25 protein-coding genes and 2 riboswitches are annotated in these 25,646 nt (G+C 66.0%); of the genes, 5 read left to right on the top strand and 20 right to left on the bottom strand.

All coding sequences use genetic code 11. The annotated features are described in order from the left end of the window. Positions 1 to 2: 2 nt before the first annotated feature. The gene (gene cobW, locus UB48_RS14900) at positions 3 to 1,070 is read right to left on the bottom strand and encodes a cobalamin biosynthesis protein CobW (RefSeq protein WP_045198466.1); all 1,068 of its coding nucleotides are present in this window, start codon (positions 1,068 to 1,070) and stop codon (positions 3 to 5) included. A gap of 95 nt (positions 1,071 to 1,165) precedes the next feature. Further along, a riboswitch (cobalamin riboswitch) is annotated at positions 1,166 to 1,365 on the bottom strand. Positions 1,366 to 1,425: 60 nt separating this feature from the next. Further along, positions 1,426 to 1,652: riboswitch (cobalamin riboswitch) on the top strand. A 97-nt stretch (positions 1,653 to 1,749) separates the two neighbouring features. Here cobW and UB48_RS14895 point away from each other — a divergent pair. The 5 genes from UB48_RS14895 to UB48_RS14875 are packed head-to-tail and all read left to right on the top strand — an operon-like array spanning position 1,750 to position 4,106. Beyond that, entirely contained in the window at positions 1,750 to 1,935 is a 186-nt protein-coding gene (locus tag UB48_RS14895) for a CbtB domain-containing protein (RefSeq protein ID WP_036995824.1), read from the top strand. Positions 1,936 to 1,946: 11 nt separating this feature from the next. Then, entirely contained in the window at positions 1,947 to 2,639 is a 693-nt protein-coding gene (locus UB48_RS14890; protein WP_045198325.1) for a CbtA family protein, read from the top strand. Between the two features lie 2 nt (positions 2,640 to 2,641). Then, positions 2,642 to 3,040: a cobalamin biosynthesis protein gene (locus UB48_RS14885; protein ID WP_045198322.1), complete on the top strand. Its 399-nt coding sequence runs from the start codon at positions 2,642 to 2,644 to the stop codon at positions 3,038 to 3,040. A gap of 30 nt (positions 3,041 to 3,070) precedes the next feature. After that, the gene (cobM, locus tag UB48_RS14880) at positions 3,071 to 3,817 is read left to right on the top strand and encodes a precorrin-4 C(11)-methyltransferase (protein ID WP_045198321.1); all 747 of its coding nucleotides are present in this window, start codon (positions 3,071 to 3,073) and stop codon (positions 3,815 to 3,817) included. Positions 3,818 to 3,860: 43 nt separating this feature from the next. Next, positions 3,861 to 4,106, top strand: coding sequence for a DUF1272 domain-containing protein (locus UB48_RS14875; protein ID WP_045198320.1), 246 nt, complete (start codon positions 3,861 to 3,863; stop codon positions 4,104 to 4,106). Positions 4,107 to 4,424: 318 nt separating this feature from the next. Here UB48_RS14875 and UB48_RS14870 read toward each other — a convergent pair whose 3' ends face one another. The 19 genes from UB48_RS14870 to mnxG all read right to left on the bottom strand — a co-directional run bounded on the left by UB48_RS14870 (position 4,425) and on the right by mnxG (position 25,507). Further along, positions 4,425 to 5,267 (bottom strand): CsgG/HfaB family protein, encoded by an 843-nt coding sequence (locus tag UB48_RS14870; protein ID WP_045198319.1) that lies wholly within the window; start codon positions 5,265 to 5,267, stop codon positions 4,425 to 4,427. 28 nt (positions 5,268 to 5,295) lie between these two features. Further along, positions 5,296 to 5,715 carry a curli assembly protein CsgF gene (locus UB48_RS14865; RefSeq protein ID WP_045198317.1) on the bottom strand — a complete coding sequence of 140 codons (420 nt, stop codon included), beginning with the start codon at positions 5,713 to 5,715 and terminating at the stop codon, positions 5,296 to 5,298. Next, positions 5,712 to 6,107, bottom strand: a complete 396-nt coding sequence (csgE, locus tag UB48_RS14860) for a curli production assembly/transport protein CsgE (protein ID WP_045198315.1) — start codon at positions 6,105 to 6,107, stop codon at positions 5,712 to 5,714. The genes UB48_RS14865 and csgE overlap by 4 nt, the downstream gene beginning before the upstream one ends. After that, positions 6,104 to 6,634 (bottom strand): type II secretion system protein, encoded by a 531-nt coding sequence (locus UB48_RS14855; RefSeq protein WP_045198314.1) that lies wholly within the window; start codon positions 6,632 to 6,634, stop codon positions 6,104 to 6,106. Before UB48_RS14855 ends, csgE begins: the two co-directional genes overlap by 4 nt. Continuing rightward, positions 6,609 to 6,983 (bottom strand): type II secretion system protein, encoded by a 375-nt coding sequence (locus tag UB48_RS14850; protein ID WP_045198313.1) that lies wholly within the window; start codon positions 6,981 to 6,983, stop codon positions 6,609 to 6,611. The genes UB48_RS14855 and UB48_RS14850 overlap by 26 nt, the downstream gene beginning before the upstream one ends. A 5-nt stretch (positions 6,984 to 6,988) precedes the next feature. Further along, positions 6,989 to 7,465 (bottom strand): prepilin-type N-terminal cleavage/methylation domain-containing protein, encoded by a 477-nt coding sequence (locus UB48_RS14845; protein WP_045198311.1) that lies wholly within the window; start codon positions 7,463 to 7,465, stop codon positions 6,989 to 6,991. A 3-nt stretch (positions 7,466 to 7,468) separates the two neighbouring features. Beyond that, positions 7,469 to 9,292 (bottom strand): secretin N-terminal domain-containing protein, encoded by a 1,824-nt coding sequence (locus UB48_RS14840; RefSeq protein ID WP_045198310.1) that lies wholly within the window; start codon positions 9,290 to 9,292, stop codon positions 7,469 to 7,471. Further along, the gene (locus UB48_RS14835; protein WP_045198308.1) at positions 9,289 to 9,789 is read right to left on the bottom strand and encodes a hypothetical protein; all 501 of its coding nucleotides are present in this window, start codon (positions 9,787 to 9,789) and stop codon (positions 9,289 to 9,291) included. Before UB48_RS14835 ends, UB48_RS14840 begins: the two co-directional genes overlap by 4 nt. Continuing rightward, positions 9,789 to 10,337: a type 4a pilus biogenesis protein PilO gene (pilO, locus tag UB48_RS14830; RefSeq protein ID WP_045198307.1), complete on the bottom strand. Its 549-nt coding sequence runs from the start codon at positions 10,335 to 10,337 to the stop codon at positions 9,789 to 9,791. The genes UB48_RS14835 and pilO overlap by 1 nt, the downstream gene beginning before the upstream one ends. Then, complete coding sequence (locus UB48_RS14825) at positions 10,324 to 10,866, bottom strand: pilus assembly protein (protein ID WP_045198305.1); 543 nt, start codon at positions 10,864 to 10,866, stop codon at positions 10,324 to 10,326. Before UB48_RS14825 ends, pilO begins: the two co-directional genes overlap by 14 nt. Position 10,867: 1 nt before the next feature. Continuing rightward, the gene (locus tag UB48_RS14820) at positions 10,868 to 11,695 is read right to left on the bottom strand and encodes a hypothetical protein (RefSeq protein ID WP_045198303.1); all 828 of its coding nucleotides are present in this window, start codon (positions 11,693 to 11,695) and stop codon (positions 10,868 to 10,870) included. After that, on the bottom strand, positions 11,646 to 13,346 hold the full coding sequence (locus UB48_RS14815; RefSeq protein ID WP_045198302.1) for a GspE/PulE family protein: 1,701 nt from the start codon (positions 13,344 to 13,346) through the stop codon (positions 11,646 to 11,648). The genes UB48_RS14820 and UB48_RS14815 overlap by 50 nt, the downstream gene beginning before the upstream one ends. A gap of 53 nt (positions 13,347 to 13,399) precedes the next feature. Further along, positions 13,400 to 13,936, bottom strand: coding sequence for a response regulator (locus UB48_RS14810; protein ID WP_045198300.1), 537 nt, complete (start codon positions 13,934 to 13,936; stop codon positions 13,400 to 13,402). A gap of 229 nt (positions 13,937 to 14,165) precedes the next feature. Beyond that, complete coding sequence (locus tag UB48_RS14805) at positions 14,166 to 14,813, bottom strand: SurA N-terminal domain-containing protein (RefSeq protein ID WP_045198298.1); 648 nt, start codon at positions 14,811 to 14,813, stop codon at positions 14,166 to 14,168. Next, entirely contained in the window at positions 14,810 to 16,345 is a 1,536-nt protein-coding gene (locus tag UB48_RS14800) for an ABC transporter substrate-binding protein (RefSeq protein WP_045198296.1), read from the bottom strand. The genes UB48_RS14805 and UB48_RS14800 overlap by 4 nt, the downstream gene beginning before the upstream one ends. A gap of 3 nt (positions 16,346 to 16,348) precedes the next feature. Further along, positions 16,349 to 16,993: an SCO family protein gene (locus UB48_RS14795; protein WP_230090865.1), complete on the bottom strand. Its 645-nt coding sequence runs from the start codon at positions 16,991 to 16,993 to the stop codon at positions 16,349 to 16,351. Next, positions 16,990 to 17,637 (bottom strand): SCO family protein, encoded by a 648-nt coding sequence (locus tag UB48_RS14790; protein ID WP_045198294.1) that lies wholly within the window; start codon positions 17,635 to 17,637, stop codon positions 16,990 to 16,992. Before UB48_RS14790 ends, UB48_RS14795 begins: the two co-directional genes overlap by 4 nt. After that, on the bottom strand, positions 17,634 to 19,613 hold the full coding sequence (locus UB48_RS14785; RefSeq protein WP_045198292.1) for a YncE family protein: 1,980 nt from the start codon (positions 19,611 to 19,613) through the stop codon (positions 17,634 to 17,636). The genes UB48_RS14790 and UB48_RS14785 overlap by 4 nt, the downstream gene beginning before the upstream one ends. A 14-nt stretch (positions 19,614 to 19,627) precedes the next feature. Beyond that, entirely contained in the window at positions 19,628 to 25,507 is a 5,880-nt protein-coding gene (gene mnxG, locus UB48_RS14780) for a manganese-oxidizing multicopper oxidase MnxG (RefSeq protein WP_045198290.1), read from the bottom strand. Between the last annotated feature and the right edge of the window lie 139 nt (positions 25,508 to 25,646).

The raw sequence follows: 25,646 nt of genomic DNA, 5'->3' as shown, positions 1-25,646 counted from the left end.
GGTCAGGCGCCCAGGGCGGCGCGCAGGCTCGCTTGCAACTGCGGCGCATCCAGCTCCTGGCCGATCAGCACCAGGCGCGTGGTGCGCGGCTCTTCGCTGCGCCAGGCGCGGTCGAAGTGCTTGTCGAAACGGGTGCCTACGCCCTGGATCAGCAGGCGCATCGGCTTGCCCGGGATCGCCGCAAAACCTTTGACCCGCAGGATGCCGTGTTGCACCACCAGTTGGGTCAGGGCGTCGAGCAGCAGGCTTTCGTCGGCTTGCGGCAGCTCGATGGAGATCGAGTCGAAGGCGTCGTGGTCATGGTCGTCGTGATCGTCACCGTCGTGGTGCGAGTCGTGGTGGGTGCGGCGGCCATCGATGTGCGCCTCGGATTCGGCGCCCAGGCCCAGCAACACTTCCAGCGGCAGGCGACCGCTGCTGGCTTCGATCACCTTGACCGCCGGCGGCAGCTCTTCTTCGACTTCAGCGCGAACCTTGGCCAGGTCGTCGGCGGCGATCAGGTCGGCCTTGTTCAGCACCACCAGGTCGGCGCTGGCCAGCTGGTCGGCGAACAGCTCGTGCAGTGGCGATTCGTGGTCAAGGTTGGGGTCGAGCTTGCGCTGCGCATCGACCTGCTCCGGGTAGGCGGCAAAGGTGCCGGCGGCGACGGCCGGGCTGTCGACCACGGTGATCACCGCATCAACGGTGCAGGCGTTACGGATTTCTGGCCACTGGAAGGCTTGTACCAGGGGCTTGGGCAGGGCCAGGCCGCTGGTTTCGATGAGGATATGGTCGAGGTCGCCGCGACGCGCCACCAGCTCGCGCATCACCGGGAAGAACTCTTCCTGCACGGTGCAGCACAGGCAGCCGTTGGCCAGCTCATAGACGCGGCCGCTGGCCTCTTCTTCAGTGCAGCCGATGCTGCATTGCTTGAGGATTTCGCCGTCGATGCCCAGCTCGCCAAACTCGTTGACGATCACCGCGATGCGCCGCCCCTGGGCGTTGTCGAGCATGTGCCGCAGCAGCGTGGTCTTGCCCGAGCCGAGGAAGCCGGTAACGATGGTGACGGGGAGTTTGGCCAGTGTTTTCATTTCGATGCCCTTGGCAGGATGGCGGGCATGCGGGACGAGCGCCAAAGGTGTTGCGCACCTGGCCTGTTCGCCACCGGATCACCCCGCCCGGTTGAATGTCGGAAACTGTTCGAGGCAGGTCTCCTGGCTTGCATTGCACCGGCGCCGTGGCCAGTCGAACGACGCCTTCCCGCACGTGCTGCAGTGGCTGTGTCGAACCCTTCAATGCTTACAGTTGCGGGGGCAGCCGCGGCTTGAACCGCGTTCCCGTCTTAGCTTCGGCCAGCGCCGAAGAACCTCGAAGCGGCTAGGCTACGCAGTGCCCGGTGAGCGGTCAACTGCTGTCACGATTGACGCCTGCCCGCGCCCGTGATTTGCTAACGCCATTCGTTTGGGTGCCCCTTGAGGGTGAAACTGGGAAACCGGTGCGTCGTACGCTCTTTATAGGGTGTATGGCAAGTCCGGTGCTGCCCCCGCAACGGTAAGTGAGAAAAGCGTCAGAGCCACTGTGCCCGCTGTCTGGCATGGGAAGGTGACGCCTGTGGTGTGGCCAGCGGCCAACCCTCACCAGCCCGGAGACCGGCCCAACGCTTGACCGAACAAACCCGCGGTGGGCGGGCGCTGTTACAACCCCTGGGCGAACGCCGCGCAGGGGTTCGCTGCGCTTGCCTGTTGCCGACAACACCAAGAGGAAAGCGCCATGCGTACCAGTACCGCCATTAACCAAGCCGTTACCCCGTCAAGCCTCAGCCAGCGTCTGCTGGTGGCTGTCGGCGCCTCGCTACTGGGCCTGTGCCTGGTGTACTTCGCCGGTTTCTCGCACATCGAAGCAGTGCACAACGCTGCCCACGATACCCGCCACAGCGCCGCCTTCCCTTGCCACTGAGTGCTGCCCCGATGATCAAGCGTATTGCCAGTACCGCAGGCTTTACCGGCCTGCTGGCCGCCCTGCTGCTGACCCTGCTGCAAAGCTTCTGGGTCGCGCCGCTGATTCTCCAGGCGGAAACCTATGAAAGCGCCGCGCCTGCGCTCGAAGCGCCCCATGAACATGCCGCCGGTACCGCCGAGCATCATCACGACAGCGAAGCCTGGTCGCCGCAAGACGGCTGGCAGCGGGTGCTGTCGACCACCGGCGGCAACCTGGTGGTGGCGGTCGGTTTCGCCCTGATCCTCGCCGCGCTCTACACCCTGCGCGCACCGAAGACCGTGATCAGCGGCGCGCTCTGGGGCCTGGGCGGCTTTGCCGTGTTCTGCCTGGCGCCGACCCTGGGCCTGCCACCGGAACTGCCGGGCACCGCAGCCGCCGATCTGGCCCAGCGCCAGGCCTGGTGGGTCGGTACTGCTGCTGCCACCGCCGTGGGCCTGGCCTTGATCGTGTTTGCCCACAACTGGCTGCTGAAGATAGTCGGCGCAGTCTTGCTGGTAGTGCCGCATGTAATTGGCGCGCCACAGCCGGAAGTGCACCAGATGCTCGCCCCAGAAGCCCTGGAAGCCGAGTTCAAGGTCGCCTCGCTGCTGACCAACGCCGCGTTCTGGCTGGCCCTGGGGCTGATCAGCGCCTGGCTGTACCGCCGTTCGAGTCAGGCCTGAGGATGCAGTTGTACCTCGGCCTGGGTTGCCGTCGCGGCTGCCCGGCCGATGCCCTGAACGAGCTGCTTACCCGTACCCTGCTCGCCCATGATCTGCCGCCCGGCGCGGTCATGGGCCTTGCCAGCATCGACCTCAAGCACGACGAACCCGGCCTGCATGAACTGGCCCGGCGCCTGGGCGTGCCGCTGCGGTTCTACAGTGCGGCGCAGCTGGCCGCTTTCGAATCACAGCTCAGCCATCGCTCTGCGCTAGCCTTCCAGCACAGCGGCTGTTATGGCGTGGCCGAAAGCGCCGCCCTGGCCCTGGCCGAGCAGCTCGGCGGCCCGGCCCGGCTGCTGGTCACTCGCACCTTGCAGGCCGACGCCAGCCTGGCATTGGCCTGCACCAGCGGTTTTCGCTGATAATCAGCCCTTTACCCGCAAGGACACCCCATGACCGTCTATTTCATCGGCGCCGGCCCCGGCGATCCGCAGCTGATCACCGTCAAGGGCCAGCGCCTGATCCAGCGCTGCCCGGTGATCATCTACGCCGGCTCCCTGGTGCCGGCCGCAGTGCTGGAGGGTCACCGCGCCGAAACCCTGATCAACAGCGCCGAACTGCACCTGGCGCAGATTATCGAAGCCATCAAGAGCGCCCACGACAATGGCCAGGACGTCGCCCGGGTGCACAGTGGCGACCCCAGCCTGTATGGCGCCATCGGCGAGCAGATCCGCTACCTGCGCGAGCTGGGCATTCCCTACGAGATCGTCCCGGGCGTCACCGCCGTGGCCGCCAGCGCCGCCCTGCTCGGCTGCGAGCTGACCCTGCCGGACATCGCCCAGAGCGTGATCCTCACCCGCTACGCCGACAAATCACCGATGCCGGCTGGCGAGCAACTGGCCGACCTGGCCCGCCACCAGACCACCCTGGCAGTGCACCTGGGGGTCAAGCACCTGGCTAAAATCGTCGAAGAGCTGCGCCCGCACTATGGCGGCGACTGCCCGATTGCCGTGGTGCACCGCGCAACCTGGCCGGACCAGGACTGGGTGCTGGGCACCCTGGAGACGATTGTCGAGCTGGCGGCAGCCAAGGACTTTCGCCGTACCGCGCTGATTCTGGTGGGCCGGGTACTGGGCAATGACAGCTTCAGCGAGTCGGCGCTGTACCGCGCCGGCCACGCCCACCTGTATCGGCCCTGAGCGTATACACTGACGATTCCGTTCCGCCTGTGAGGACCTGACCATGCTCGAATTGCGCCCCAACTGTGAATGCTGTGGCAGCGACCTGCCCGGAGATAGCGCGGATGCGTTGATCTGCTCGTTCGAATGCACCTTTTGCCGTGACTGCAACGAACGTCAGCTCAAGGGCCAGTGCCCCAATTGCGGCGGTGAGCTGGTCAAACGCCCGGCACGCTCGGCGGCCAAGCTGGTCAACAACCCGGCCTCGACCCAGCGGATCGTCAAGGAACAGGGCTGCCCGAGCCATTGAGGTAAACCTGATTGGCAAGGCGTTGCCTTGCATCGCCGGCAAGGCTCCACACAATGGATCTGCATGCGCCGGACCTGTGGGAGCTGGCTTTGCCAGCGATCGAGTGCGCAGCGCTCGTAATCCAGACGCCACCTGATGTGCTGGCTGTACCGGCCTCATCGCCGGCAAGGCCGGCTCCCACAATGGATCTGCATGCACCTGAGCTGGTTTTGCCAGCGCTCGTAATCCAGATGCCACCTGATGTGCTGGCTGTACCGGCCTCATCGCCGGCAAGGCCGGCTCCCACAATTTTGGGAGCTGGCTTGCCAGCGATGGGTTTCACGGGGTTTGATACTGGCTGAGGTACTTGTCCAGGGTCGCGCTGTCTGCGCTGCCATCCCCCGCCACCTGCCACAGGCGCCGTTCAATGCCCTGGGCCAGCAAGTGCCCCACCGCCGCCTCGATCGCCGACAGCACGCACAGCTGCGCCGGCTCGTTGGTGGTGTAGCCGACCTCGGCTTCCAGGAGCTTCTTGAATTCGATGAACTTGAACACCCCGGCGCTGCGCCCGACCGAGTAGATGGTCTTGCTGGTCATGACGTTGGCCAGCACCTGGCCGCTGCGCACGTCCACCGCCCGCAGGTTGACCGAGACCTGGTCGACCCGGTACTCGCGCGACAGGTCGATACCCAGGTAGCGCGCGCCCTCGCCGCCGCTGCGCACGTTGGTGTCGTAGGCGATGATGCCGCCTTCGAGCATCAGGTTGGCCGCCTGCAGCGGCGGCAGCTCGCCCTGGATATTCACCGGGGTGTCGGGCTTTTTCTGCGAGGCGCGAATGATCTTGCGTTCGGTCAGCAGGTTCTGCAGCCCTTCGCGCTCGAGCACCACGAACCAGCCGCTGGCCTGCAGGGCGTCCATCAGCATGCTCGCCGCGCCCTGGGTGACGCTGGTGGAAAACGAGCTGGCCGGGGTCGGCTTGTATTGCCCGGTCTGGTCGCGAAAACCATACACCACCGCCATCAGCCGGCCCTTGGGCCGCGGCATGTTGAGCAGGTCGTAGTAGGTCGAGGCCCGTGGCGTCAGGGTCGGGCTTTCGCTGTCCTGTTCGGCCGGCATCGGTTCGCGCAGGCTGCAGCCTTGCAAGGCGGCCAGGATCAGCAGTGTGCTCAGAAATCGTTTCATCGCTGTTTCTCCCCGTTGTCCTGGCCCTTCAAGGGTTCAGGCCGTTGACCTGAATTTCCGAGATTTCCCCGGTTACCCGGTCGGTCACCTGAATGCTCAGGGCCCCCGAGTCGTCGATGACGTTGATGATGAAGGCGTCGGTCTGCAGGCTGCCGGTGTTGCCGTTGTTGATGTTGGTCAGCAGTTGCGAGAGCAGGCGCGACTCCAGCTGGCTGGTGAAGCGCTCCAGTGCCGAGGTGCTGGCAAAGGCCGAGGTGCGGTCCTTGATGGCCGGGTCTTCGTGATCGTTCTGCGCCTGGGCGTTGTTGAGCAGCCAGGTGCCGTTCAGCGGGTTGCCGCCAAACGCCGGGTTGACCGGGGTGTAGACCAGTTCCGTGGCGCTGGCTGCACTGGCGAGGCTCGCCAGCAATACCAGCGAGGCCAGGCTGCAGGTTTTGTTGTTGTTCATAGCTCGTCCCTCTCCAGATCAGTGGTGTCCTGCAGCAGCATCTGCAGCTTGCGCTGGATGATCTGCGCCTTGACCAGGTCCGCAGCCTCGTAGGCGGCGTCCTTAAGCTCAGTGGTGTTGGGTGGCAGAAAACGCCGGTACAGCACGCGTTGCTCGTACTCGACCGTCACCAGGCTGCCCCAGCGCGGGTCGGGTCGTTCACGTACCACCAGGTTGAAATCCAGGCGGCTGGTGGCACGCAGCCGCTCGGCAAAGCTGTAATAGAAGTCGTGGCCGATGTGCGAGATGGTGTTGTCGACGATAAAGCCCATCATCTCGTCCTCGGCGCCGCCCCGGGCGGTGCCGGCCAGCAGCACCAGGGCCAGGGCCAGGGCACTGAGGCGGCGGTTCATTGCCCGGCTCCCTGGGCCAGGCCCTTGCGGGCGCCGGCGGCGCTTTCGTTGAAGGCCTTTTCGGCGACGAACTGCCAGTCGCTGTAGTGCTCAAGGCCGTCGAACTCCGACCATTGCCCGGCAAAGCCAGTGCGCTTGAGCGGCAGGGCCTGGGAGCGGCTGTAGACGCCGGTGATGCGCCCGTCGATCGAGCGCAGCAGGCCCCAGTCATCGCTGGCGGTGATCGGGTCCGGGTACAACTTGCGCAGGTGCCGCTTGGGGTTGGGGTAACGGCTATCCTCCAGCAGCTCCTCAAGGCTCTGCGGGTATTGGGCCAGGCCAGGTGAGGCGCGAAAGTAGCTGCGCAGGGCCTGGGCATACTGGCCGCCGACCCACAGCAGCTCGCGTTCGCGCTCGCGCTGGGCGACGGTCGACCACAGCGTGCCGGTGGCCGCCAGGGCCATGCCGGTGACGGCAATCAGCAACAGCACGCCCAGGTAGGTGAAGCCTGCCTGCCCGGCATTACCACTCGGCATAAAGGCTGCCATCACGGGCCCTCCCGGTTGAACCGCTCTTGATGTCGGCGACGGCGCCGGCGACGCCTTCGGGTGGCGCCACCAGCAACCAGCCGTCGCGGCGTTCGGTGATCGGGTCCAGCGGCGCGCTGCGCAGGTAGCGCTGCTCGACCAACTGTTCCAGCGACTCGGGGTAGCGGCCGGTGTCGCCGTAGTAGTGGTCCAGCGCCTCGCGCATCACCGCCAGGCTCTGGCGCAGGGTGGCCTCGCGCGAGGTCTCGAGGCTGTTGAAGTAGCGCGGCATGGCGATGGTCATCAGCGTGGCGATGATCGCCATCACCACCAGCAATTCGATCAAGGTAAAGCCCTGGTTGCGTTTCATGCTGCTCACCACTGCCCGTAGGCGATGCCGTTGAGGCCCTTGCCGCGGGCCCGGGAGTACACATCAAAAACGTCTTCACCATCACGCGGGCTCTGCGCCGGGCTGTCGTAGGCGCGCAGGCCCCAGCCGCCCTGCTCGTCGTCCTTGCGCGCGGCCAGCAGCGGGTCCTGGGGAATGCGCCGCAGAAAGTAGAACTTGGCGCCCTTGGCACTGCGCACATCGCGCACGCCATCGACCAGCACCTGCAGGTTCGGCGGGTAGCCGCTGGCGTCGAGGGACTTCTCGATATAGCCGGCGTCGAAGGCGCGCTTGTAGGCGTCGATGGCATCGCGCAGTTGGTACAGCGCGGTGCGCAGCTCCTGCTCCTTGTTGCGCCGCACCAGGGTTTCGGTCAGCGGCGCGGCAATCGAGGCCAGCAACCCGAGCAGCGCCAGGGTCAGCATCACTTCGATCAGGCTGAAACCTGCCATCGGGCGTTTCATGATTTACGGCCTCACCGCGGTCGGTACCGCCGCAATGGGTTGCTCGTCGTCAACCTCGATGCTGCGGTTGAGGTTGCGGATCTGCATGCTGGTTTCAGTGCCGGTGGCAAACTCCATGTCTGACGGGCTTTGGTACGGCAGGTTGCGGATAATCCGCGGGGTGATCGACAGCACCAGCTCCGACTGGCTGTTGTCGCTGCGGTTGCTGCCGAACAGCCGGCCCAGGCCGGGAATGTCGCCAAGCCCCGGGATCTTGTTGCCGCTGCCACCCTGGTCGTTGCGCATCAGCCCGGCCAGCACCTGGGTTTCGCCGTCGTGCAGGCGCAGGCTGGTCTGGGCGTTGCGGGTGTCGACCTGAACCGGGATGGTGCCCTGGCGGGTCGGCTCCAGCGGCTTGGCGTTGCTGACTTCCAGGGCCACCTTGATCGCCACTTCGTTGTTCAGGTGCACCACCGGGGTCACTTCGAGCTTGAGGCCGACGTCCAGGTAGGTGACGCTTTCGGTGATCACCGGGCCCTGGGTCGAGGGCACCGAGGTGGCGCTGATGATCGGCACCCGCTGGCCAATGTGGATGCGCGCCTGTTCACGGTTGCTGACGCGGATCACCGGGCTTGCCAGGGTGTTGATGTCGTTGTCCTGGGCGTTGATCTTGGCTTGCGGTGCCGGGGCGATGCTGATGCGCGAGGAGTTGATGCCGCGCAGTTGGTCGAGGGTGCCCACCGGGTTGCCATCGGCGTTGAGGATGCCAAAGGTGTTGGGCCACTGCAGGCCGAGTTCGAGGATCCGCGAACGGGCAACCTCCATCACTTCCACCTCCAGCACCACTTCCGGGTTGGACTGGTCCTGGGATTGCAGCAGTTTCTCGGCCATGCGCACGGCGTCGGGGGTGTCGCGCATGGTCAGGGTGTTGAGGCGCTCGTCGACGAACACGTCGCGGGTCTTGAGCATGGTCTTGACCATGTTCAGCGCAGTGTTGGCGTCGATGCTGGTCAGGTAGAAGGTGCGCATCACCAGCTCCTGGTAATCCTTGATCTTCTGCGGCGAGTCCGGGTAGATCAGCAGGGTGTTGTCGTTCACCACCTTCTGGTGCAGCTGGTTCTGTTCCAGCAGCAGGGCCACGGCGTCTTCGATGCGCACGTCACGCACGAAGATGGTCGCCTTCATGTCCGGGCGCAGGTCCTTGTCGAAGATGAAGTTCAGCCCCGCCACCTGCGACAGCACCTCGAAGATGGTCTTCAGGTTGGCGTCGCGAAACTCCAGGGTCACCGGCCGTTCGAGCTTGCTGCGCAGTTGCGGGTTGGGCTGGGCGGTGCGGCTTTGCACCAGCTCGATGTCCTTGCGCAGGGCCAGGCCACCTTCGTTCTGCGGGTCGAGCAGCAGCACTTCGCGCATGTGCCGCTCGGCGCCGAACAGGTCGCCGCTGCGCAACGCCGCCTGGCCCAGGGCAATGCGCTCGCCAAGGTTGCGCATCTGCTCGATCTGGCGCACCGCATCCAGGGCCCGGCGGTTGTTCGGCTCCAGGGTCAGCACCCGCCCGTAACCTGTGCGCGCACCGCCGAAGTCATGGCGGCTGCGGTCGCTGTCGGCCTGGGTCAGCAGCGCCTCCACCGCCTGGCGCCGGCCCTGGATCAAGGCGATGTTCAGTTCGGTGTCGCGCGGGTGTTCCTTGAGCGCGTCTTCAAGCTGGGCGATTCCGGCTTCGTACTGGCCCTCACCGATCAGGGCCTGGGCGTCCTTGCGCACACCCGAAGTGCCGCATCCGGCCAGGGCGACACACAGGGCAAGCATCAGGTACGGCGCTTTGTGGCTGAGCCTTGGCGAATTCATGGTGCGCTCCCTACAGACAAGGTCTGGGACAGGTGCAATGGCAGGTAGACCAGGCTCAGCTCCGTAGCGGAGATCTGCTCGATCCGGTAGGTGTCATCAATCACGTCGCCGCGGCGCACGACGTAGAGTTTTTCGCCGCTTTGCAGGAACACCTGCTGGTCGTCGCGATCATCCAGGCGGCCAACGAACTGGAATGGCAGTGCCGGGGCGACAGGCGCCACGGCCACCGGAGCGATGACCACCGGTTGTTCGGTGACGGTGGTGACCTGCACCGCAGGCTTCCAGCTCTTGCTCGGGAACAGGTCGCGCGGCTGCAGGGCTGCCGGCCTTGCCGCCATCTGCGCAGTCGGCGTCAGCGGTGCAGATGCCTTGCCGGCGACCTCAACAGCCGCCTCGGCGTCTTCAGCGACGTCGTCGAAGAAATACCCCGGTGCCCAGGCCAGCACTGCGGCGGTGCCGAGAAAAGCCAGCCAGGCCAGGCTGCGTTGAGTGTTCATCATGACCTCGACAGGTAAAGGGTCATACGGATGCGCCCGGTCAGCTCGCGGTCGCCGATCTTCTTGCGCTGCAGGTCAATGTCTTCGAGCACCAGTGCCGGCAACTGGCCGAGCAAGGCATGCACATAGCGGCGGATTTGCGGGTAGCTGCCGCGCACCGGCAGGAGGATCTGGTAACGCGCCAGCCGGGTCTTGGGATCGACCCCCAGGGCGTACTCGCCGCGGGCCAGGGTGATCTGCTCGGCCTTGGCCAGGGCATAGATGCGGTCGATGGCCACAGTGGCCTGAGGCTGGGCCGGCAGCTGTTTGTGAAAGTCTTCCAGCTCGTGCCTGGGCACCTGCGCCAGCTTCAGCGTGCCCTGCTTGAACTGCGCGACCTGGGCCAGGGCCTGATCACGCTGCTGCTCCAGCTGTTGCAACTGCTGCCATTGGCCGAGCAAGGCAGTAACGCCATACAGCAGGGCCAGGGCCAGCAACCCGGCACCGGCCAGGCCCACTACGCCGAGCTGGCGGGCGCGTTCATGGAGGATCAGGCTAGGGATGCGCATTGCCGTTCTCCCAGGTGGCCGACAGGTTGAACTGCACCGGATGCTCGGCCTGCTTGGCGATGATTTCGTGGTTGAGCAGCGACACATCGCGCAGCTCGTCGCTGGCTTCCAGACGCTTGTGGAAGGCCAGCATGGCCTCCAGGTCGCGGGCCTCGGCGCTGATGCGCAGTTGGCCCTTGCGCGCGTCGGGGGTCAGGGTGAGCAAGGCAACGTCGTCTTGCGGCAGCCCTTCAAGCATGTTGAACAGGCGCTCCCACGGCCGTTGCAGTTGCTGCGAGACGCTGCGCATCTGTGCCAGTTTCTCGGCCTGCTCGCGGCTTTGCGCGGCATTGAGCGCTGGCTCGGCCTGGGGCCGTTTGCCCAGTTGCCGGTCGAGCTGTTCAAGTTGCTGTTCAAGCCCGGCCTGTTGTTGATCGAAGCCCTGCTGCAGCAGCGCAGTGCCGAGCAGCAGGCTCAGTGCGCATGCCAGCAGCGCCCAGGCGGGCCAACCGGTGCGGGCGGGTTGCAGGTCCAGCATCAGGCGGCGCATTTCAGGCCACCGCCCGTGACATGCTGCACAGCACGTCGCGTACCGCCAGCGGCGCTGGCGCCAGCTCGCACAGTTGCACGCCCGCCAGCGCCGGTGCTGGCTCAAGGCGCCCGGGCGCATGCAGGTACACCGGCAGTTGCCCCTCGCCCTGGTGCAACTCGCTGTGGCGGGCGATCAAGGCTTGCAGGGCCTGGTCACTGTCGCTGCAGCCCTGGGCACTGACGTGCTGCCAGGCGCCGTTTTGCGCCAGCAGGCAGACGCTGCGTTGCGGCTCGGCCAGGACGAAGAGAAAGTCGCCCTGCCCCAGTTGCTCGGCAAAGTGGTTGTAGGCCGCCATCAGGTAAGGCCGCGTCGAGCGCAGGCGTAGCCCGAGGTTGCGGCACAGGGCCTCAAGCTGATCGAGCAAGACCTGCGGCGTGGCGCTGGCGATGCGCGGGCAACCGCCGGCTTCGGGGGATACGACAATGCGCCAGCCTTCCAGGCTCTGCCCGTAATGCGCCTCGAAACAGGCGCGGGCGTACTGCTGCAACTCGTCCGGGCGACTGATGGCGGCGCTCCAGGGCACCAGGCAGAAGCGGCTGTACTGGGCCGAGAGCAACACCTGCAACTGCGCACCCTTGCCGGCATGTTCAACCAGCAGGTGCTGCAGCGACTCCAGGGCCACTGCCCAGGCCAGGCTGCGCTCGGCGATAAAGTCCAGGCTGGCGAGCCAGCGTTGCTGTTGACCCTGGCGTTGGCACAGGCCCACACCCTGGGCGCCGAGCACGGCGATAAAGCGATCAGGCGATAAAAGTGACACGATTGATCTCCTCCAGGGTGGTCCGGCCATCACGCACCAGCTCCAGCGCCGAGCTGCGCAGCAGGCGCAAGCCGCGTTGGCAGGCCAGGGTCTTGATTTGCGCCAGGGGCTTGCGCTCGACGATCATCTGGCGCAGGTCGTCATCCAGGTGCAGCAGCTCGGCAATCGCCGTGCGCCCGCGATAACCGCTGCCCCGGCACTGGCCGCAGCCACTGCCGTGAACGAAGCGGTAATGGCCGACCTGGCCGGGCTCCAGGCCCGAGGCGACGAGTTCTTCATCACTGGGTTGCTGGGCAGCGGCGCAGTGCGGGCAAACCAGGCGAATCAGGCGCTGGGCCAGCACGGCGTTGAGCGCCGAGACAAAGCTGTAGGGGTCGACCTGCATCTGGCTGAAGCGGCCGATCACATCGAAGACGTTGTTGGCGTGGATGGTGGTGAACACCAGGTGCCCGGTGAGTGCCGACTGCACGGCGATTTGCGCGGTGTCCGGGTCGCGGATTTCGCCGACCATGATCTTGTCCGGGTCGTGGCGCAGGATCGAGCGCAGGCCGCGGGCGAAGGTCAGGCCTTTCTTTTCATTGACCGGGATCTGCAGCACCCCCGGCAACTGGTACTCCACCGGGTCTTCGATGGTGATGATCTTGTCTACGCCGTGGTTGATCTCGCTGATCATGGCGTAAAGGGTGGTGGTCTTGCCGCTGCCGGTGGGGCCGGTGACCAGAATCATCCCGTAGGGTTCGCTGGCCAGCCGGCGCAGGCTGCGCAAGGTCTGCTGTTCAAAGCCCAGGGCCTGCAACTGCACGCCGCTGACGCGATCGGCCAGGTCCTGTTTGTCGAGCACCCGCAACACCGCGTCTTCGCCGAAAATGCTCGGCATGATCGAGACTCGGAAATCGATCTGCCGGGCGCTGATGCCGATCTTGAAGCGGCCGTCCTGGGGCACGCGTTTCTCGCCGATGTCAAGCTCAGCCATGACCTTGATCCGCGAGATCACCTGGTCGGCGAACTCGCTGCCACTGACCTTGCTGATGCTGTTGAGTACGCCGTCGATGCGGTACTTGATCACCAGGCCGCTGCCGGTCACGCCCAGGTGAATGTCGCTGGCGTGCATCTTCAGGGCATCGTAGAGGGTCGAGTTGACCAGCTTGACCACCCGGCTCTGGTCTTCGCTGATGCTCGCCAGCGACAGGCTCTGCAGGCTGTCGAGCTCGTTGGCGGTTTCGTTCTCGGTGTCCAGCGAATCGACCGCGTGGAAGCTCTCTTCGTGGCGGGCAAGAAAGCCCGTGAGCTCAGCGGCTTGCACCAGGTACAGCGGTGCGCCCTGCAGGCAGTCGTCGATCCAGGCCAGGCGGGCGTCGTCGAAGGGGTCGGCGAACACCCCGAGGGTCTGGCCGTCATGCTGGAGGAGGATGAATTCGCGTTTCAGGCACTGGGCCAGGCTGACCCGCTCGAACAGCGGCGTGGCGGCGAACAGCGCCGCGCCGTCGAGCAGCGGGTAATGCAGGGTGGCGCCCAGGCACTGGACAAACGCTGCCGGCTCAAGGCCGCTGAGCGATTGCAGGGTATCGAGCAGACGCTCGCCGCTGAGTTCGGCACTGGCCCTGGCCTGGGCCAGCAGCGCGCGGCCAAGGGGCGCCGGGGTGCTGGCTAGAACGGGAGGAACGAGCGACAACGGTTCCATGGCATGCTCTCCGACGCGGGGCGCGGAGAGCCTGGTTCAGCCCTGCTCGCGCGTTATTCCCCGGTGAGCAGTTGGTCGTCGTCGGGCCCCGGCGGCCGTGCGCCATTACGTCGGCGATCGGCCAGGACCCAGCTACCGTCGAACAACTGCAGGGGGAAACTCTCACTCCTGCTCTGGCGTCGTTCGACGAACCCTGTGTCCTTGTCGGCTGCGCGCCGGCTTTCTCGCTTGATGCCCATCAGGTCGAGGACTGCGCGGGCCAGTTCCGCCAGCGGAAAAGGCTTGAACAGGATATGGCTGACACCCAGTTGGCTGGCCCGCTCACGGACCTCGGCGGTCGGGTGGGCGGTGATCAGCACGAAATGACAGCGCGTACCTTGTTGGCGCACAGCCTCAAGAACCTGAAACCCCTCCATATCGGGCAAGCGATAATCCAGCACTACCACTTCGGGCCGGGTGCGTTCGGCAGCGCCGATGGCACTGGCTCCGTCGTGGGCAACATGGACGTCGAGGCCTTGCAGAACCAGGTAATCCTGGATATTGCCGGCAAGGGTCTGTTCGTCATCGACTACCAATACTCTGTTCACCAAGGTCCACTCCCTGAAGCATCGCTGGCCCGGTTTCCCGGCCCGGCACGAGTGCGGCCTTGTAGAGGCTTACGCATGCTTCGTGCCAGACGTGATACGGCGCAAATCAATGTGCTATGTCGTTGATTCTGTAAGCATAGACGCAAACGGGTGCTAGCCCCTTCCCCAATCCCGGGGGACAGATGGCGTTTTGCCCCTAGTGCTGCCCCCAATAGTGGGGGCGGCGCTGCGCTCAGTCGATACGCTGCAGTTGACCGCTGTCGCGCAAGCGTTGCAACAACGCCTGACGCGCCTGCGTCTGCAGTTGATCGATAAGAAGGGTTTTAGCCATTGCAAGTCCTTGCTCCCGTTGGACAGGGTCGCCCTGGCTTTGGTTCTGCCCACCGGCAAAGGTTTTCGCGTTGGCTTGATAGAACGCCGACACCTGCGCCGCGCTTGGCTCCGGCACGCGGCTGGCAGCCACGAACACCTGCTGCGCGGCCATCTCCTGACGGGTGTAAGCGGCAAAGCTCTGGGGGTCGAAACCGGCATCGGCCAGGCGCCGCTCGAACACTTCATTGCTGCCGAATGCCTGGCGCAGGTGGCCGATGCGCGCCTCGACCTCGGCATCACTGACCGCCACGCCCTGGCGCTGGGACTCCTGCCACAGCAGCTCGCGGTCGATCAGGTCGTTCAGCGCCTGTTCGCGCAGGCGCTTGTACACGCTGGGGTTGCGGATACTGGTCAGCGCCCTGCCCTGGTCCTCAAGATACTCGGCAAAATAGCGCTCCAGGCGCATCTGGCTGATCTCCACGCCGTTGACCCGCGCCGCCGGCGGCCCGTCCGCGGCGTGCAGCGATACAGCCAACAGGCACAGCAGCAACGGCATCAGGCGGTTCATGGCGACCTCGTCTCAAGGACACTCTGATAGGCGGCAACCGGATAGAACACCGGGCCGGGCATTTCAACGGTGACCACATGCGCACCGTTCAGGCCCTGGCGCCGGCCCGGGCCAAAACCCAGGGCCGGGGTCAGGCCGGTGTGCACGTCGTGCAGGCCTTCGAGGGCCTGGGTGAGTTTCTCGCGGCTGGCATCACGCCCGGCGCGCTTGAGCGCTTCTTCAAGCAATTGCATGGCGCACCAGGTACTGACCTGCAACAAGCCTTGGCGGCCATCCAGGCCCTGGCGCTGGCGCAGGGCGGTGAGCGCCTCGCGGCCCTGGGCGGTCCAGTCGCTGGGGATGAACGGATAGGCCAGGAACACCCGCCGCGACCACGCCTGCGGCACCAGCAGCAGCTCGCTGGCGACCTGGCTTGAGGCGGCGAACAGGTAAGGCGTGCGCCCGGCCTGCTGCAAGGCGTCGGTCAGGCGGCTGAAAGCCGAGGCCTTGCCGAGATAGAACAGCGCCTGCCCGGTCGGCGCCTGCTGCTCGAAGGCCTCGACCTTGACCTGGCTCCAGCCGCGCGCCAGCAAGGCCTCGCGCAAACTGGCCGCCAGCGCGGCCTGGTTGGCCTCGGCATAGACGATAGTCACCTGGGCCTGCTGCAGCGACAGGCTGCCCTGGGCGTAGTCGGCCAGGCTCAGCAGCTGCTCACGCAGCCCGGGCAAGGGGTCGAACACCTGGCGACTGCCGGCCAGCTGCGGGGCGGCGCCGATCAACGGCAGGCGCGCCTGCTCCAGGCGCTCGCCCAGCGTGGCATCAAGGGCTGGCGCCATCGGCGCGACCAGGGCGAATACCCGCTGCTGGTCGATCAGTTGCCCCAGCGCCTGCTCGGCACTGGCCTGGTCGGGGCCGGGGTCGAGGTTGACCAGCTGTAAGCTGCGGCCATGAATGCCGCCCTGGCGGTTGATCTGCTCGATACGGTCAGCCAACACCGCCGCCACCACCCGCGCAGGCTCGGCCAGGGTGCCCTGGGTTGGCAGCAAGGTGCCCAGGCGCAGGGTCTGTTCCTCCAGCCCCGGGTCGCGGTCATCGGCCAGGCGCTTGAGGTAGGCACTGAGGTTGCGCTGGTCGGCCATGCTCAGGACAAAGCGCGGCATCGCCGGGTCCAGGCGGTTGCCGGCCGGGTCACGACCCTCCTGGATGGCGCGGGCCAGGCTCGCCTCGGTGTAGACCGGATAGCGGCGGCCATTGACCTCGCGCATGCCCTGCCCGCCGGCCAGGCGCTGCCAGTTCAACGACGGCGGACGCACTCCGCCCTCGGCCCGGCCCAGGCCATCGTTGCCGTGGCAACTGGCACAGGGTACGACGCTGGCCGGCACCAGCATGTCGGCGGCGCCAACCCGCGCCGACACCTGGGCATCGCTGCTCGACAGGCCTTCGCGGTACAGGCGCTTGCCGGCCTGCTCCTGCGGGCTGAGCTCGATGGCGCTGGCCAGCGGGCTGACCAGCAGCACGCTCAGCAGCAGGCCGATAGCCAGGCGCGCGGCCATGGCTCAGCGCCCCGCCAAGGGTTGCGACAGCAATTGCAGACGCTGGGCGATGGCTTGCGCCGGCGCGTCCGGGCGGATCTTGCTCCAACGCTTGTTGGCCACGTCACCGGCAATCAACTGGGTCGAATGCTGCTCGGGGCTTGGAATCAGGTGGCCCAGGCGCGCCAAGACTAGGTCCATCTGCGCCTTGTCACCGGTGAGGAACAGCCAGTTGGCGCTGTCCACCCCCTGTTTTTCAGCAAAGGCCTTGAGCACCGCCGGGGTGTCGTTCTGCGGGTCGCTGCTCAGGGAAATGAAGGTGACCTTGCTGGCTGCGTCTTCGCCCAGGGCTTCGCGCACCTCGCGCAGCTTGCGGGTAATCAGCGGGCAGGCGTCATTGCAGTGGGTGAAGATCACATTGAGCAGCACCACGCGGTCTTTCAGGACGTCTTGGTAAAAGCGCAGGTTGCGACCATTCTGGTCCTGCAGCACGGTGTCGGTGAAGTACGTGCGGGCGTCGCGGGTCCCGCCCTCGGCCGTCGCCGGGGTGGCGTTGGGCGGTGGTGCGCCATGGCCTTCATGGGCCAGGGCCACTGCGCTGAGGATCCACAGGCACAGCGCCAGGGCCAGCCAGTCGGTGCTGCGCATGCCACGGCTGACGGCGCTCATGGTTGCACCTCCTGGGCAATGGCGGTGTGCTTGGCGTGCACCCGGCGGGCGCTGAGGCGGTCGATCTCGCTGATCAGCAGCTGTGGGTCGGTAAAGCCGTAATAGCGCGTCCAGTGGCCGCTGTGGCCGTCACCGACAAGGATCAGCGGCGGATGCTGGCCAAGGTCGGCGCTGAAGCTGCCCAAGCCCTTGAGGGTTTCGTTGATGGCATACGGGGTGCCGGTCAGCCAGCTCCAGCCCGGGCCGTTCTGGAACGCCTGGGCGTAGCCGAGCAGGCGCTTGGGATCATCGCGCTGCGGATCGACGCTGATCGACACCAGTTGCACCTCGGTGCCGACCCGGCCGCCCAGCTGCTTCTGCACCTTGGCCATGATCGAGGAAACCACCGGGCACACCGTGGTGCAACTGGTGTAGATAAAGCCCATGACCACCAGGTGATCGGCCACCAGGTCCTTTTCCAGGCGCACCGGCATGCCGTTCTGGTCGAGCAACGAGACATCGGCAAAGCGCACCGAGGTCTTTTCCTGTTGGGCGGCGGGCGCGCCATGGCCGCTGTGGTCGACACCGTTGTGGGCCTGGGCGATACCGCAACTGGCGGCGAGCAGGCAGAGGCTGAACAGTCTGCAGCGATCGAGCAGTTTCATTGCACACTCCTTGGTCCGGCGTCGGATGCTTGCTGTGCGCCGGCGGGCATTACCCGCAGGCTGGTGTAGTTGTTCTCGGCAAAGCGCTTGCCCAGTGACGGCGCCTGCACGTGCAGGTACCAGGCACCGGCTTCAAGTTGTTCCAGCGGCGCCTCGTAGATGCCCTCGCCCACTTCGCGGACCACGCTGGTCCGGGCTCGCGAGGTGGGCGCGAGAAAGTAGCGCAGGCTCAGGTCCTTGATGCCGGTGCGCGGCGTGCCGTTGCCCTCGCTGATGCGAAAGCGCGCGATCAGCGGCCGGCCCTGGTCGACCACCGAGGGGCCGATAAGGAACTCCACCCGTGGCGTCTGCCGGTGCGGAGCGCTGCTGGAAGCCGCCACTTCGGTACTGAAGCAGTGAATGATCTGCGGCTGGTTGAGCAAAAAGGCGACATCGAAGGTACCGGCGGCCGGCAGCTTGATGGTCGAGCTGTACACCCCCGGCGCCACCTCGCGCAGGCTGCGGTCGATGACCAGCGCGGCGCGGGCGCTGTGGCCACGGTTGGCGTAGCCGGACATCGGCGCGTTCATGCCTTCGGCGTAGAAGTAGGTGGTGTTGTCCACCGGGTTGACCACAAACACCGAGTTCTCGTCGCGGGCCACAGTCAGGCCCTGGGCCAGCGGCAGGTCACCGGCCTGGCGCGGCGCCGCGGGCCCGGCTTCGAAGCCCTGGACGATCGGCTGGCGGCCTTCGCCGAGGCTGCTGAGGTTGATCATGCTGACCTTGGGCGAGGCCAGGCCGCGGACATAGGCATAGGCCTGGGTGAAGGTCAGCTGGTAGGGTTCGGCGGCCACCGGCAGGCTGTGGATCAGCCGGTCGCTGCTGGCATCGATGACCATGGCCTGGCTTTGCAGGGTGTTGAGGACGATGCCGAAGCGCCCGTCATTGCTGAAGCGCATCGGCCCCAGGCCCTGCTTGCCTTCGATCAGGTGGCGCTGAGTGTGGCTGCGGGCATCGATGACGCTGATGCTGCCGTCGCGGCCATCGGCCACGTACACCGCCTGGGACAGCGGCGAATAAGCCACCGACAAAGGGTGCGAGCCGACCTTGAGGGTTTTCACCAGGCGCATCTCACTGGCGTCGATCACGCTCAGGGTGCCGCTGTCGCGGTTGCTGACAAAGGCGTAGCGCGAATCGCTGCTAAAGGCGATTTCGTGGTGACCGGCGCCGGTGGCGAAAAACTTCAGAGTCTTGCGGCTGGGCACGTCGATCACTGTCACCCCGCTGCTCTGGGCGTCGCGGGCATTGTTGCCGACCCACAGCAGGCGCTGGTCGGGCTGCATCGCCAGGCGCAGCGGCTGCTTGCCGGCCGGCAGGTTGGCGACGCGCTGGAAGGTCTCGGTGTCGATAAGCGCCACTTCGCCGCGCTCCGGCATCGACACGTAGACCTGCTTGTCATCCTTGCTCGCCACCCAGTCCATCGGTGTGCCCGGCAGTTCGATGCGCGCCAGGGTGCTGGTGACCCCGCCCACCGACACCGACGGATCAATCACCGTGAGGCTGGCGTCCTTGTTCAGCACCAGCAGGAAGTAGCTGTTCAAATCGAGCAAGGGCCGTGCGCCGATGCTGCTTTTGAGAAACAGCGCCACCCGTGCCTTGCAACTGGTGCTGCGGTCCTTGGCCGCTTCGCCGGTCAGCGCCGGGTCCAGCCAGGCGCCGGGGGATACCCCCGACAATGGCTGGCCGCTGTTCTGGTCAGTGATCTTGAAGCGCACATTGGCGAAGCTGCCTTCGGTCAAGGTCCCGCCGCTGCCCAGCGGCCGCGCCTCGAACTCGACGCTGACGCCGTCGCGGCTGAAGCTATGCAGGCCCTGGGGGTCACCTTCGGCCTGCTCGCTGCGCGGGTCGCACCACAGGCTTTCGTAACTCACCCCCAGGCCGATCAGGGTCAGGCCCACCAGCAGACCCAGGTACAGCGGTCGATTCTTGTTGTTCATGACCTTCCCCTCACTCACTGTGCTGGCGGCGTGGCCGGTGGTGTTTCGTTGGTCACCCGCAGGATCCCCCACAACCCGGAGGCGTTGCCGTAGGCGGCGTAGTCGCGGAACAGGTAGTCACCCGGTACCGCGTTGCTGCCGCCGGCGCTAGGCAGCATGAAACTGAAGTGCGCGGCCGGCAGCACGCTCTCCTGGGCGCCGATGTACATGGCCTGCGGGTTGTAGCCAAAGCGCACCGAACCGATACCGGGCTGGTACATCGGGTAGCCACCGGGGTCGGCCTTCTCCGGCTGGTAGGCGTGCAACGGCCACAGGTGCCCGTCGAGCTGGTAGGTAATGCCGCGGCTGCCGCCGGTGGGCATCAGCACGTGGTTGCGCAGTGGCTGGCCAGGCTTGGCCCAGAGCACCGGGGTTTGCGGATCGCCGCCGACCAGGGCGTTGCTGTAGGCCATGTGGGCATTGGCTACATCGGCCCAGCCATTGCCATCGGCATGGCCGAACGGCGCATCCGGGGCCAGGCCGAAGCGGAACCACAACGGCTCGGTCTTGTAGTTGATGGCCATGTTCGAGTTGTCCTTCGGATCGCCCGGCACGCCGTTGCCTTCAGTGGCAATGCCCTCCACCGGCCGGCCATCGGCCCAGCGCATGTTCAGCGAGCGCTGCCAGAGGGTGGCGAAGTCGCGGTAGGCGGTTTGCCCCGGCACCTGCACAGTGGCCGAGGCGCGGCTGGCCGTGTCTTCGCTCCAGGTGGCACCCAGCGGCAGGATGCTCATGGCGCCGATCAGGCCCTTTTGCCCCTGCTTGATGACATCGGCCGGGGTGATGTTCAGGCCGCCGAACTCGATGGCGGTGGTGTTGATGTTGTCCACCGCACGGCCCATCTGCAGCACCGGCTTGCCTTCGCGCTCCAGGTGCCCGGCGTAGTACTGGTAGACCTTGCTCGGGTAGGCGCCGCTGTTGCCGGCCCGTGGCGGCACGGTCTGCACCGGGTTCTGGCCGACGTTGGCGCCGTCCGACTTGGTGATGTCGTAGGCCAGCAACTGGGCATGCAGGCCGACATGGCTGGAGGGCCGCATGAGGTTGTTGTTGAAGGCGGTGGAGCCTTCACTGCCATTGCGGTCGCGCTTGACCACGTTCTGCATCACGGCGGTACTCGGCAGGTCGGGCATTACCTGCGGCAGGCGGTTCTCCAGGGTGACCTTCAGGCACTCACCGGCAGCGGCGCGCAGCACCAGCGGCTCGATCGGCACACCGGGCTTGAGCTTGCCGGTGCCCGGATCGAGGTCGGCCTTGCGCACATAGAGGATTGCCGTCGGGTCGTGCAGCGGGCCGCTGTGGCCGCCGATGGTGAAGGTCTCGCCATCTTCGGGGTCGGTCACCGTCACCTGCGGGATGCTGGTGCGCCGGCTGTTGTACACCAGAGTGCCGCCGTTGGCCTTGAGCGGGCCGCCGACGTGCTGGCCGGCGCCGGCCGGGTCGGTGATGCTCACACCCAGCGAGTTGCCGAGGATATCGTTGGCCAGGGCGGCGACGACTTCATAGCTGCGCTGCACCGTTGGCCGGGTGCCGATGCCATTGGTGTTGGCGGTAAAGCGCGGGCAGATGCCGTCGAATGCCACGGTATTGCGCGCCGCCATCGGCAACGGGTTGTTGGGCAGGGCAAACAGGTCGTTGCGGCTGTTGCTGTAGTTGCGCATAACGCCCCAGATGCCATTCCAGTAGCCTTCGTGGGCGGCGTCCAGCGAATACAGGTAGTCACCGTTGGGCGCCGACGCGCTGGAGATCATCGACACCGGTGCCATGAAGCCCAGTTGCTCGGAGATCCCGACCATCTGCGAGGCCTTCCAGCCGGAGTTCGAGCTGTTGCCGAAGCCCGAGCCGTTCTGCAGCCATTTGACGCCATGCAGGGTCACGTTGTGCTCCTCTTCATGGCCACCGGCATGCATGCGCAGGCGCACGTTGTCGCCGGAGTAGGTGCGTAGCATCGGCGTGAACGGGTCGCCCGGCTCGGCCCCGGCGGCGTTGATGTGCGGCGGGAACAAGGTGGTGCCACCGGTTGGCCCCACGGCTGAGGTAACAGCCGCCGGCGACAGGTTCATCGCCGGGATGGCGCGGTCGGTGCGGCTCTGCATGGCATAGGCGAGATCGCCGGCCAGGCCGTCGGCCTGCATGCCGCGCTTGCCGTCGGGGGCGACCTTGTTGGGGTCGTAGACACGCAGGGCCAGCGGCTCGTTGCGGTAGTTGACGACGAACATCCCCGGGTCATCCACCGAGATCGCCTGCGGGCACGGCCGGCTCGGGCAGCCCGGATTGAGCCCGCCGCGCGACTCGACCACCGATTCCAGCAGGTTCGAAGCCTTCTGCCGCACCGGCGGGTTGATCGCGTAGCGAAAGCTGTCGGCACTGGCCGGGTAAGCCTGGGCATTGGGGATGCCGTCCGGGCCGGCACCCACGTAAACACCGGCCTCATAGGCGTGCTGGAAGTCGCTGTACTCGAGGAAAAACTCGCGGTAGCTGTCGTTGCGCCCGTCACCGTCAAGGTCGCCGGTTTTCACCACCGCCTGCCACGAGGTCGGCCCGCCGTCTTCGCGCAGGGCACTGTTGTACAGCAGCTCTCCGGTTTCGGCGTGGTACCAGGTAGAGCCGGCAGGCTCGGCCAGCACGGTGGCGTACAGGCCCAATTGCTGGTGGGTCGATGGGCCGAGGTGGTCGTGGGTAAAGATGGTGCCCAGGCCACGGTCGACGTTATGCACGTTGACCACCGGGTCGACGAACCAGCGCTGCATGGCCGTGCGCGCGCCCAGCCAGTCGGCGCGCCCGTAGCGGCCGAAGAACGGGTGCGCCTTGGCCACCGGGCACTCGGCCGTGCCTTCGCGCGGGTCGCCGGCGCGGCACTCGTTGAACTCGCGAATCGCGTGGATACGCTCGACCACGGTGCCAGGGGAAAGGATACCGTCCTCGTAGTTCCAGCCGTTGGCCGAGCCATCGGCGGCGGTCAGGTCCCATTTTGGCAGGTGGATGTGCTGGCCGATAACGTCGGTTGGCGTACGCACCTGGTAGTCGTCCATTTCATAGTACGAGGGGATCAGGTTGGTGTGCTGGTACATCACGCAGTCGAAGGTGTTCATGCGCATCACCAGCGGCTCCGGTGGGCGCTGCTTGTTGATCACCGCCCAGGCGTCTTCCCAGAGGCTGATGATCCGCGCCTGCGGAAAGTGGTAGCCGACCTTGTTGTACACCGCGTCGAACTGGATGTTGGCGCCCTTGTAGATGCGCGGGCGGTCGGCGGTGAAAGTCGAGCTGCCGGTAAAGCTCATGCCGTCCAGGCGCTCGCCGCTGTTGAACTCACCGGCGCCGGACAGTTGGGTCAGGCGCTTGGCGCGATCGTCCATGCACGGCTCGTAGTACGGCGCACCGGCGGTGGGTGCGGCGCCGTTGGTGCGAAAGTTGCGCGCCACGGTCTGCTTGCCAGGCAGCACGGCATAGCTTGGGTGCTCCAATTTGGAATGGAAGCTCATCGCCGCCTGTTCGACGTCGGTACCCTCCTCGGGCAAAAACACCGCCTTGGCCTTGGTGATCGCCTTGGTGAAGTCCAGCGCAGTGGTGGTCACCAGCGCCTCGCCGCCGGCCGACAGGCCGTCCAGGGCATGGCGTGGCAGGCCGCCGTCCCAGCCACCGACCTGGGCCGGGTCGAGGTTGGCCCACAGGGCGTTGCCGGAGTTTTTCAACTGTTGCGCCTTGGCCGGGTCGAGCATGTCCAGCGGCGGGGTTGGCGGGCGCTGGCCGACGGTGTTTTCCATGCCGCCGATCCAGAACGGGAAGCCCGGGTTCTTCAGGCTGCCGTCGGCGTTGCGGTTGGCCTCGCTGCGATCGACCAGGGCCAGCGAGCCGACTGCGCGCGGCGCGGCGTCGTCATGGCCAGCGTCATCATCGCCCTCTTCTTGCTCATCGTCGTCATGGTTTGCGGCAACCAGGGTTTGCGCCAGCTTGGGAATCACCGCGACCTTGCCGGGCATCGGCGCCATGGCCTTGCCGGGCAACGGCACGATGGCCGGGATTGGCGTACCGGCGACGATCTCGCCGTCCGGCAAGGCCCGGGCGCCCGCGGCCGGCTTGCCGCTGCGCAAGGCGAACGGCACGCTGTGATAGCCGTTTTCGCTCTGCCCGGAGACTTCCAGGCGGGTGCCTTCTTCGAACACATCGTGGACCCGCCACATGCTCCACATACCCTGGGCAAAGTGCGGGTAGAAGTGGCAGTGATAGATCGCATCGCCGGCCACGCGGTTACGGTTGCCCGAGCCGCCGTTGGCGATTTCGTAGGTGTAGCCGACACCCGGGCCGATGCCCTGGGCGTCGACATAGTCGGAGTTGTCGTCATTGGGGTTGAACAGCCACTGGTGGCCGTGCAGGTGAAAGATGTGCTGCTCGTGGCCGTTGTGGGTGTTGCGGAACTTGACCATGTCACCGATGTAGCTGTGGTTGACGTTGGCCGGTTCCGCCGGGTACAGGGCCATGGTCGCTTTGACCCCGACCTGCTCGGCGCTCGGGGTCTGGCCCGGGCGGATGTTCTCCAGGCCGACGTTGGCCGGTACGTCCACCAGCATCGCGACGTCGCCGACGGTGTGCGAACTCAAGAAGAACTCTTCATAGGCGCATGACAGGCAGTCATGCATCGGCCCCACGCCCAGGCGGTTGGCCACAACCTCGGCGCCCATGCCGCCGGAGCCATAGTTGATCATGAACGAGTCGCGGGTCGGCTCCAGCACATGGCCCATTACCGGGTCTGCCCAGTAACCGGGGAAGGCCTGGGTCGAGGCGGCTTCGTCGGTGAACTGCGCGGCGAAATCACGGAACGGCTCCAGACGGTTGGGGATCGCCGGGTTGCGTTTGCCGATGCTTTCCAGCGGGTAGGTCGAGGCCGGGAAACTGCCATCGGCGTTGGGGCCCATGACAATTGCGTCGGATTCGCTGGAGATGATCTCGTTGCCATCGGTCATGGCAATGATCGGCGAACCGGCCTTGCCTTCACGGATCCACGGCTCCTGCTGCGGGTAGCGCGCCTGGTAGTCAACGATCGGCTGGCCGGTGGGGGTGCGGCCGCTGCTGCTCAGGCGCATCTCTTCTTCGGTCAGGGTATTACGGAAGGTGCGCCCACCTTTGGGCACCACCACCACCTGGCCGAACAGGCCATTGGCGACGTTGCCGGCACCGCCCTCGCCGCCAAAGGTCGCGCCCTGGCTGGTGGCGGCAAACGCGCCTTCACGCTCGGCGTAAAGGGTGTAGGAACGGCTGGCGCCGGGGGCGATCAGGAAGTTGCCGTTGCGCCCGGTATTGGCGGCGATGTCACCGATACTGTTGACCGCCTGCATGCCGTTGACCTGAAAACCGACATGACGGTCGCTGACCTGCTCGTCGGCGACAAAATGCTCGCCGCCCTGCTCGTTGCCCTCGCCGGCTTCGTTCTCAGCGCCTTCGTTTTCCTCGCCTTCGACCTCGTTCTCTTGCTCGTGGTCGATGCCGTGCTTGTTCGGGTTGGCCTGGTAGGCCAGCAGGTTTTGCAGGTTGATGGTCAGGCAGTCGCCCGCCGACACCCGCAGCACGATCGGCCGCGGGCGTTTGTCCGGGCGCAGGCTGACTTTACCCGGTACCGCGGCGCCGCCAGTGGCCAGCGACACCTGGTGCTCGTCGACCACGTCGCGGCGCAGGGCGAACATCATGCCGTTGGCGTTCTGCGCACCGAGGCGGTTGAACATCAGTGGCTGATCGAGCGCCACCACATTGGCCACCAGGTTGCGCTCGCAGCGCACGGCAGCTTCGCTGAGCGGTTGCCAGGCAAGGCTGGCGGCCGCAAGCAGCAGGGAAGTCAGGACTGAGCCTTTGATTGGAGTCATCATGGCGTGCCTCGGTGGTGCAAGGGGACTCTGGAGGGGCTGGAGCAAGGCCCATGCCAAATTTTTTATTGTTGTTTTTCAGTAGCTTATAAAGCTGAATGAATCTTGATTGGGGGGGATTCCCCGCTATTCCCCACAATTC

Origin of the sequence: Pseudomonas sp. 2(2015), from assembly GCF_000955865.1 — a bacterium.
Lineage (GTDB): Bacteria > Pseudomonadota > Gammaproteobacteria > Pseudomonadales > Pseudomonadaceae > Aquipseudomonas.
This window is presented reverse-complemented; position numbering and strand designations above follow the sequence as displayed.

Excerpts from the sequence above, each read along its gene's own strand:
- cobW (WP_045198466.1), bottom strand. The coding sequence starts at position 1,070 with ATGAAAACACTGGCCAAACTCCCCGTCACCATCGTTACCGGCTTCCTC.
- UB48_RS14895 (WP_036995824.1), top strand. The coding sequence starts at position 1,750 with ATGCGTACCAGTACCGCCATTAACCAAGCCGTTACCCCGTCAAGCCTC.
- UB48_RS14890 (WP_045198325.1), top strand. The coding sequence starts at position 1,947 with ATGATCAAGCGTATTGCCAGTACCGCAGGCTTTACCGGCCTGCTGGCC.
- UB48_RS14885 (WP_045198322.1), top strand. The coding sequence starts at position 2,642 with ATGCAGTTGTACCTCGGCCTGGGTTGCCGTCGCGGCTGCCCGGCCGAT.
- cobM (WP_045198321.1), top strand. The coding sequence starts at position 3,071 with ATGACCGTCTATTTCATCGGCGCCGGCCCCGGCGATCCGCAGCTGATC.
- UB48_RS14875 (WP_045198320.1), top strand. The coding sequence starts at position 3,861 with ATGCTCGAATTGCGCCCCAACTGTGAATGCTGTGGCAGCGACCTGCCC.
- UB48_RS14870 (WP_045198319.1), bottom strand. The coding sequence starts at position 5,267 with ATGAAACGATTTCTGAGCACACTGCTGATCCTGGCCGCCTTGCAAGGC.
- UB48_RS14865 (WP_045198317.1), bottom strand. The coding sequence starts at position 5,715 with ATGAACAACAACAAAACCTGCAGCCTGGCCTCGCTGGTATTGCTGGCG.
- csgE (WP_045198315.1), bottom strand. The coding sequence starts at position 6,107 with ATGAACCGCCGCCTCAGTGCCCTGGCCCTGGCCCTGGTGCTGCTGGCC.
- UB48_RS14855 (WP_045198314.1), bottom strand. The coding sequence starts at position 6,634 with ATGGCAGCCTTTATGCCGAGTGGTAATGCCGGGCAGGCAGGCTTCACC.
- UB48_RS14850 (WP_045198313.1), bottom strand. The coding sequence starts at position 6,983 with ATGAAACGCAACCAGGGCTTTACCTTGATCGAATTGCTGGTGGTGATG.
- UB48_RS14845 (WP_045198311.1), bottom strand. The coding sequence starts at position 7,465 with ATGAAACGCCCGATGGCAGGTTTCAGCCTGATCGAAGTGATGCTGACC.
- UB48_RS14840 (WP_045198310.1), bottom strand. The coding sequence starts at position 9,292 with ATGAATTCGCCAAGGCTCAGCCACAAAGCGCCGTACCTGATGCTTGCC.
- UB48_RS14835 (WP_045198308.1), bottom strand. The coding sequence starts at position 9,789 with ATGAACACTCAACGCAGCCTGGCCTGGCTGGCTTTTCTCGGCACCGCC.
- pilO (WP_045198307.1), bottom strand. The coding sequence starts at position 10,337 with ATGCGCATCCCTAGCCTGATCCTCCATGAACGCGCCCGCCAGCTCGGC.
- UB48_RS14825 (WP_045198305.1), bottom strand. The coding sequence starts at position 10,866 with ATGCGCCGCCTGATGCTGGACCTGCAACCCGCCCGCACCGGTTGGCCC.
- UB48_RS14820 (WP_045198303.1), bottom strand. The coding sequence starts at position 11,695 with ATGGCCGGACCACCCTGGAGGAGATCAATCGTGTCACTTTTATCGCCT.
- UB48_RS14815 (WP_045198302.1), bottom strand. The coding sequence starts at position 13,346 with ATGGAACCGTTGTCGCTCGTTCCTCCCGTTCTAGCCAGCACCCCGGCG.
- UB48_RS14805 (WP_045198298.1), bottom strand. The coding sequence starts at position 14,813 with ATGAACCGCCTGATGCCGTTGCTGCTGTGCCTGTTGGCTGTATCGCTG.
- UB48_RS14800 (WP_045198296.1), bottom strand. The coding sequence starts at position 16,345 with ATGGCCGCGCGCCTGGCTATCGGCCTGCTGCTGAGCGTGCTGCTGGTC.
- UB48_RS14795 (WP_230090865.1), bottom strand. The coding sequence starts at position 16,993 with ATGAGCGCCGTCAGCCGTGGCATGCGCAGCACCGACTGGCTGGCCCTG.
- UB48_RS14790 (WP_045198294.1), bottom strand. The coding sequence starts at position 17,637 with ATGAAACTGCTCGATCGCTGCAGACTGTTCAGCCTCTGCCTGCTCGCC.
- UB48_RS14785 (WP_045198292.1), bottom strand. The coding sequence starts at position 19,613 with ATGAACAACAAGAATCGACCGCTGTACCTGGGTCTGCTGGTGGGCCTG.
- mnxG (WP_045198290.1), bottom strand. The coding sequence starts at position 25,507 with ATGATGACTCCAATCAAAGGCTCAGTCCTGACTTCCCTGCTGCTTGCG.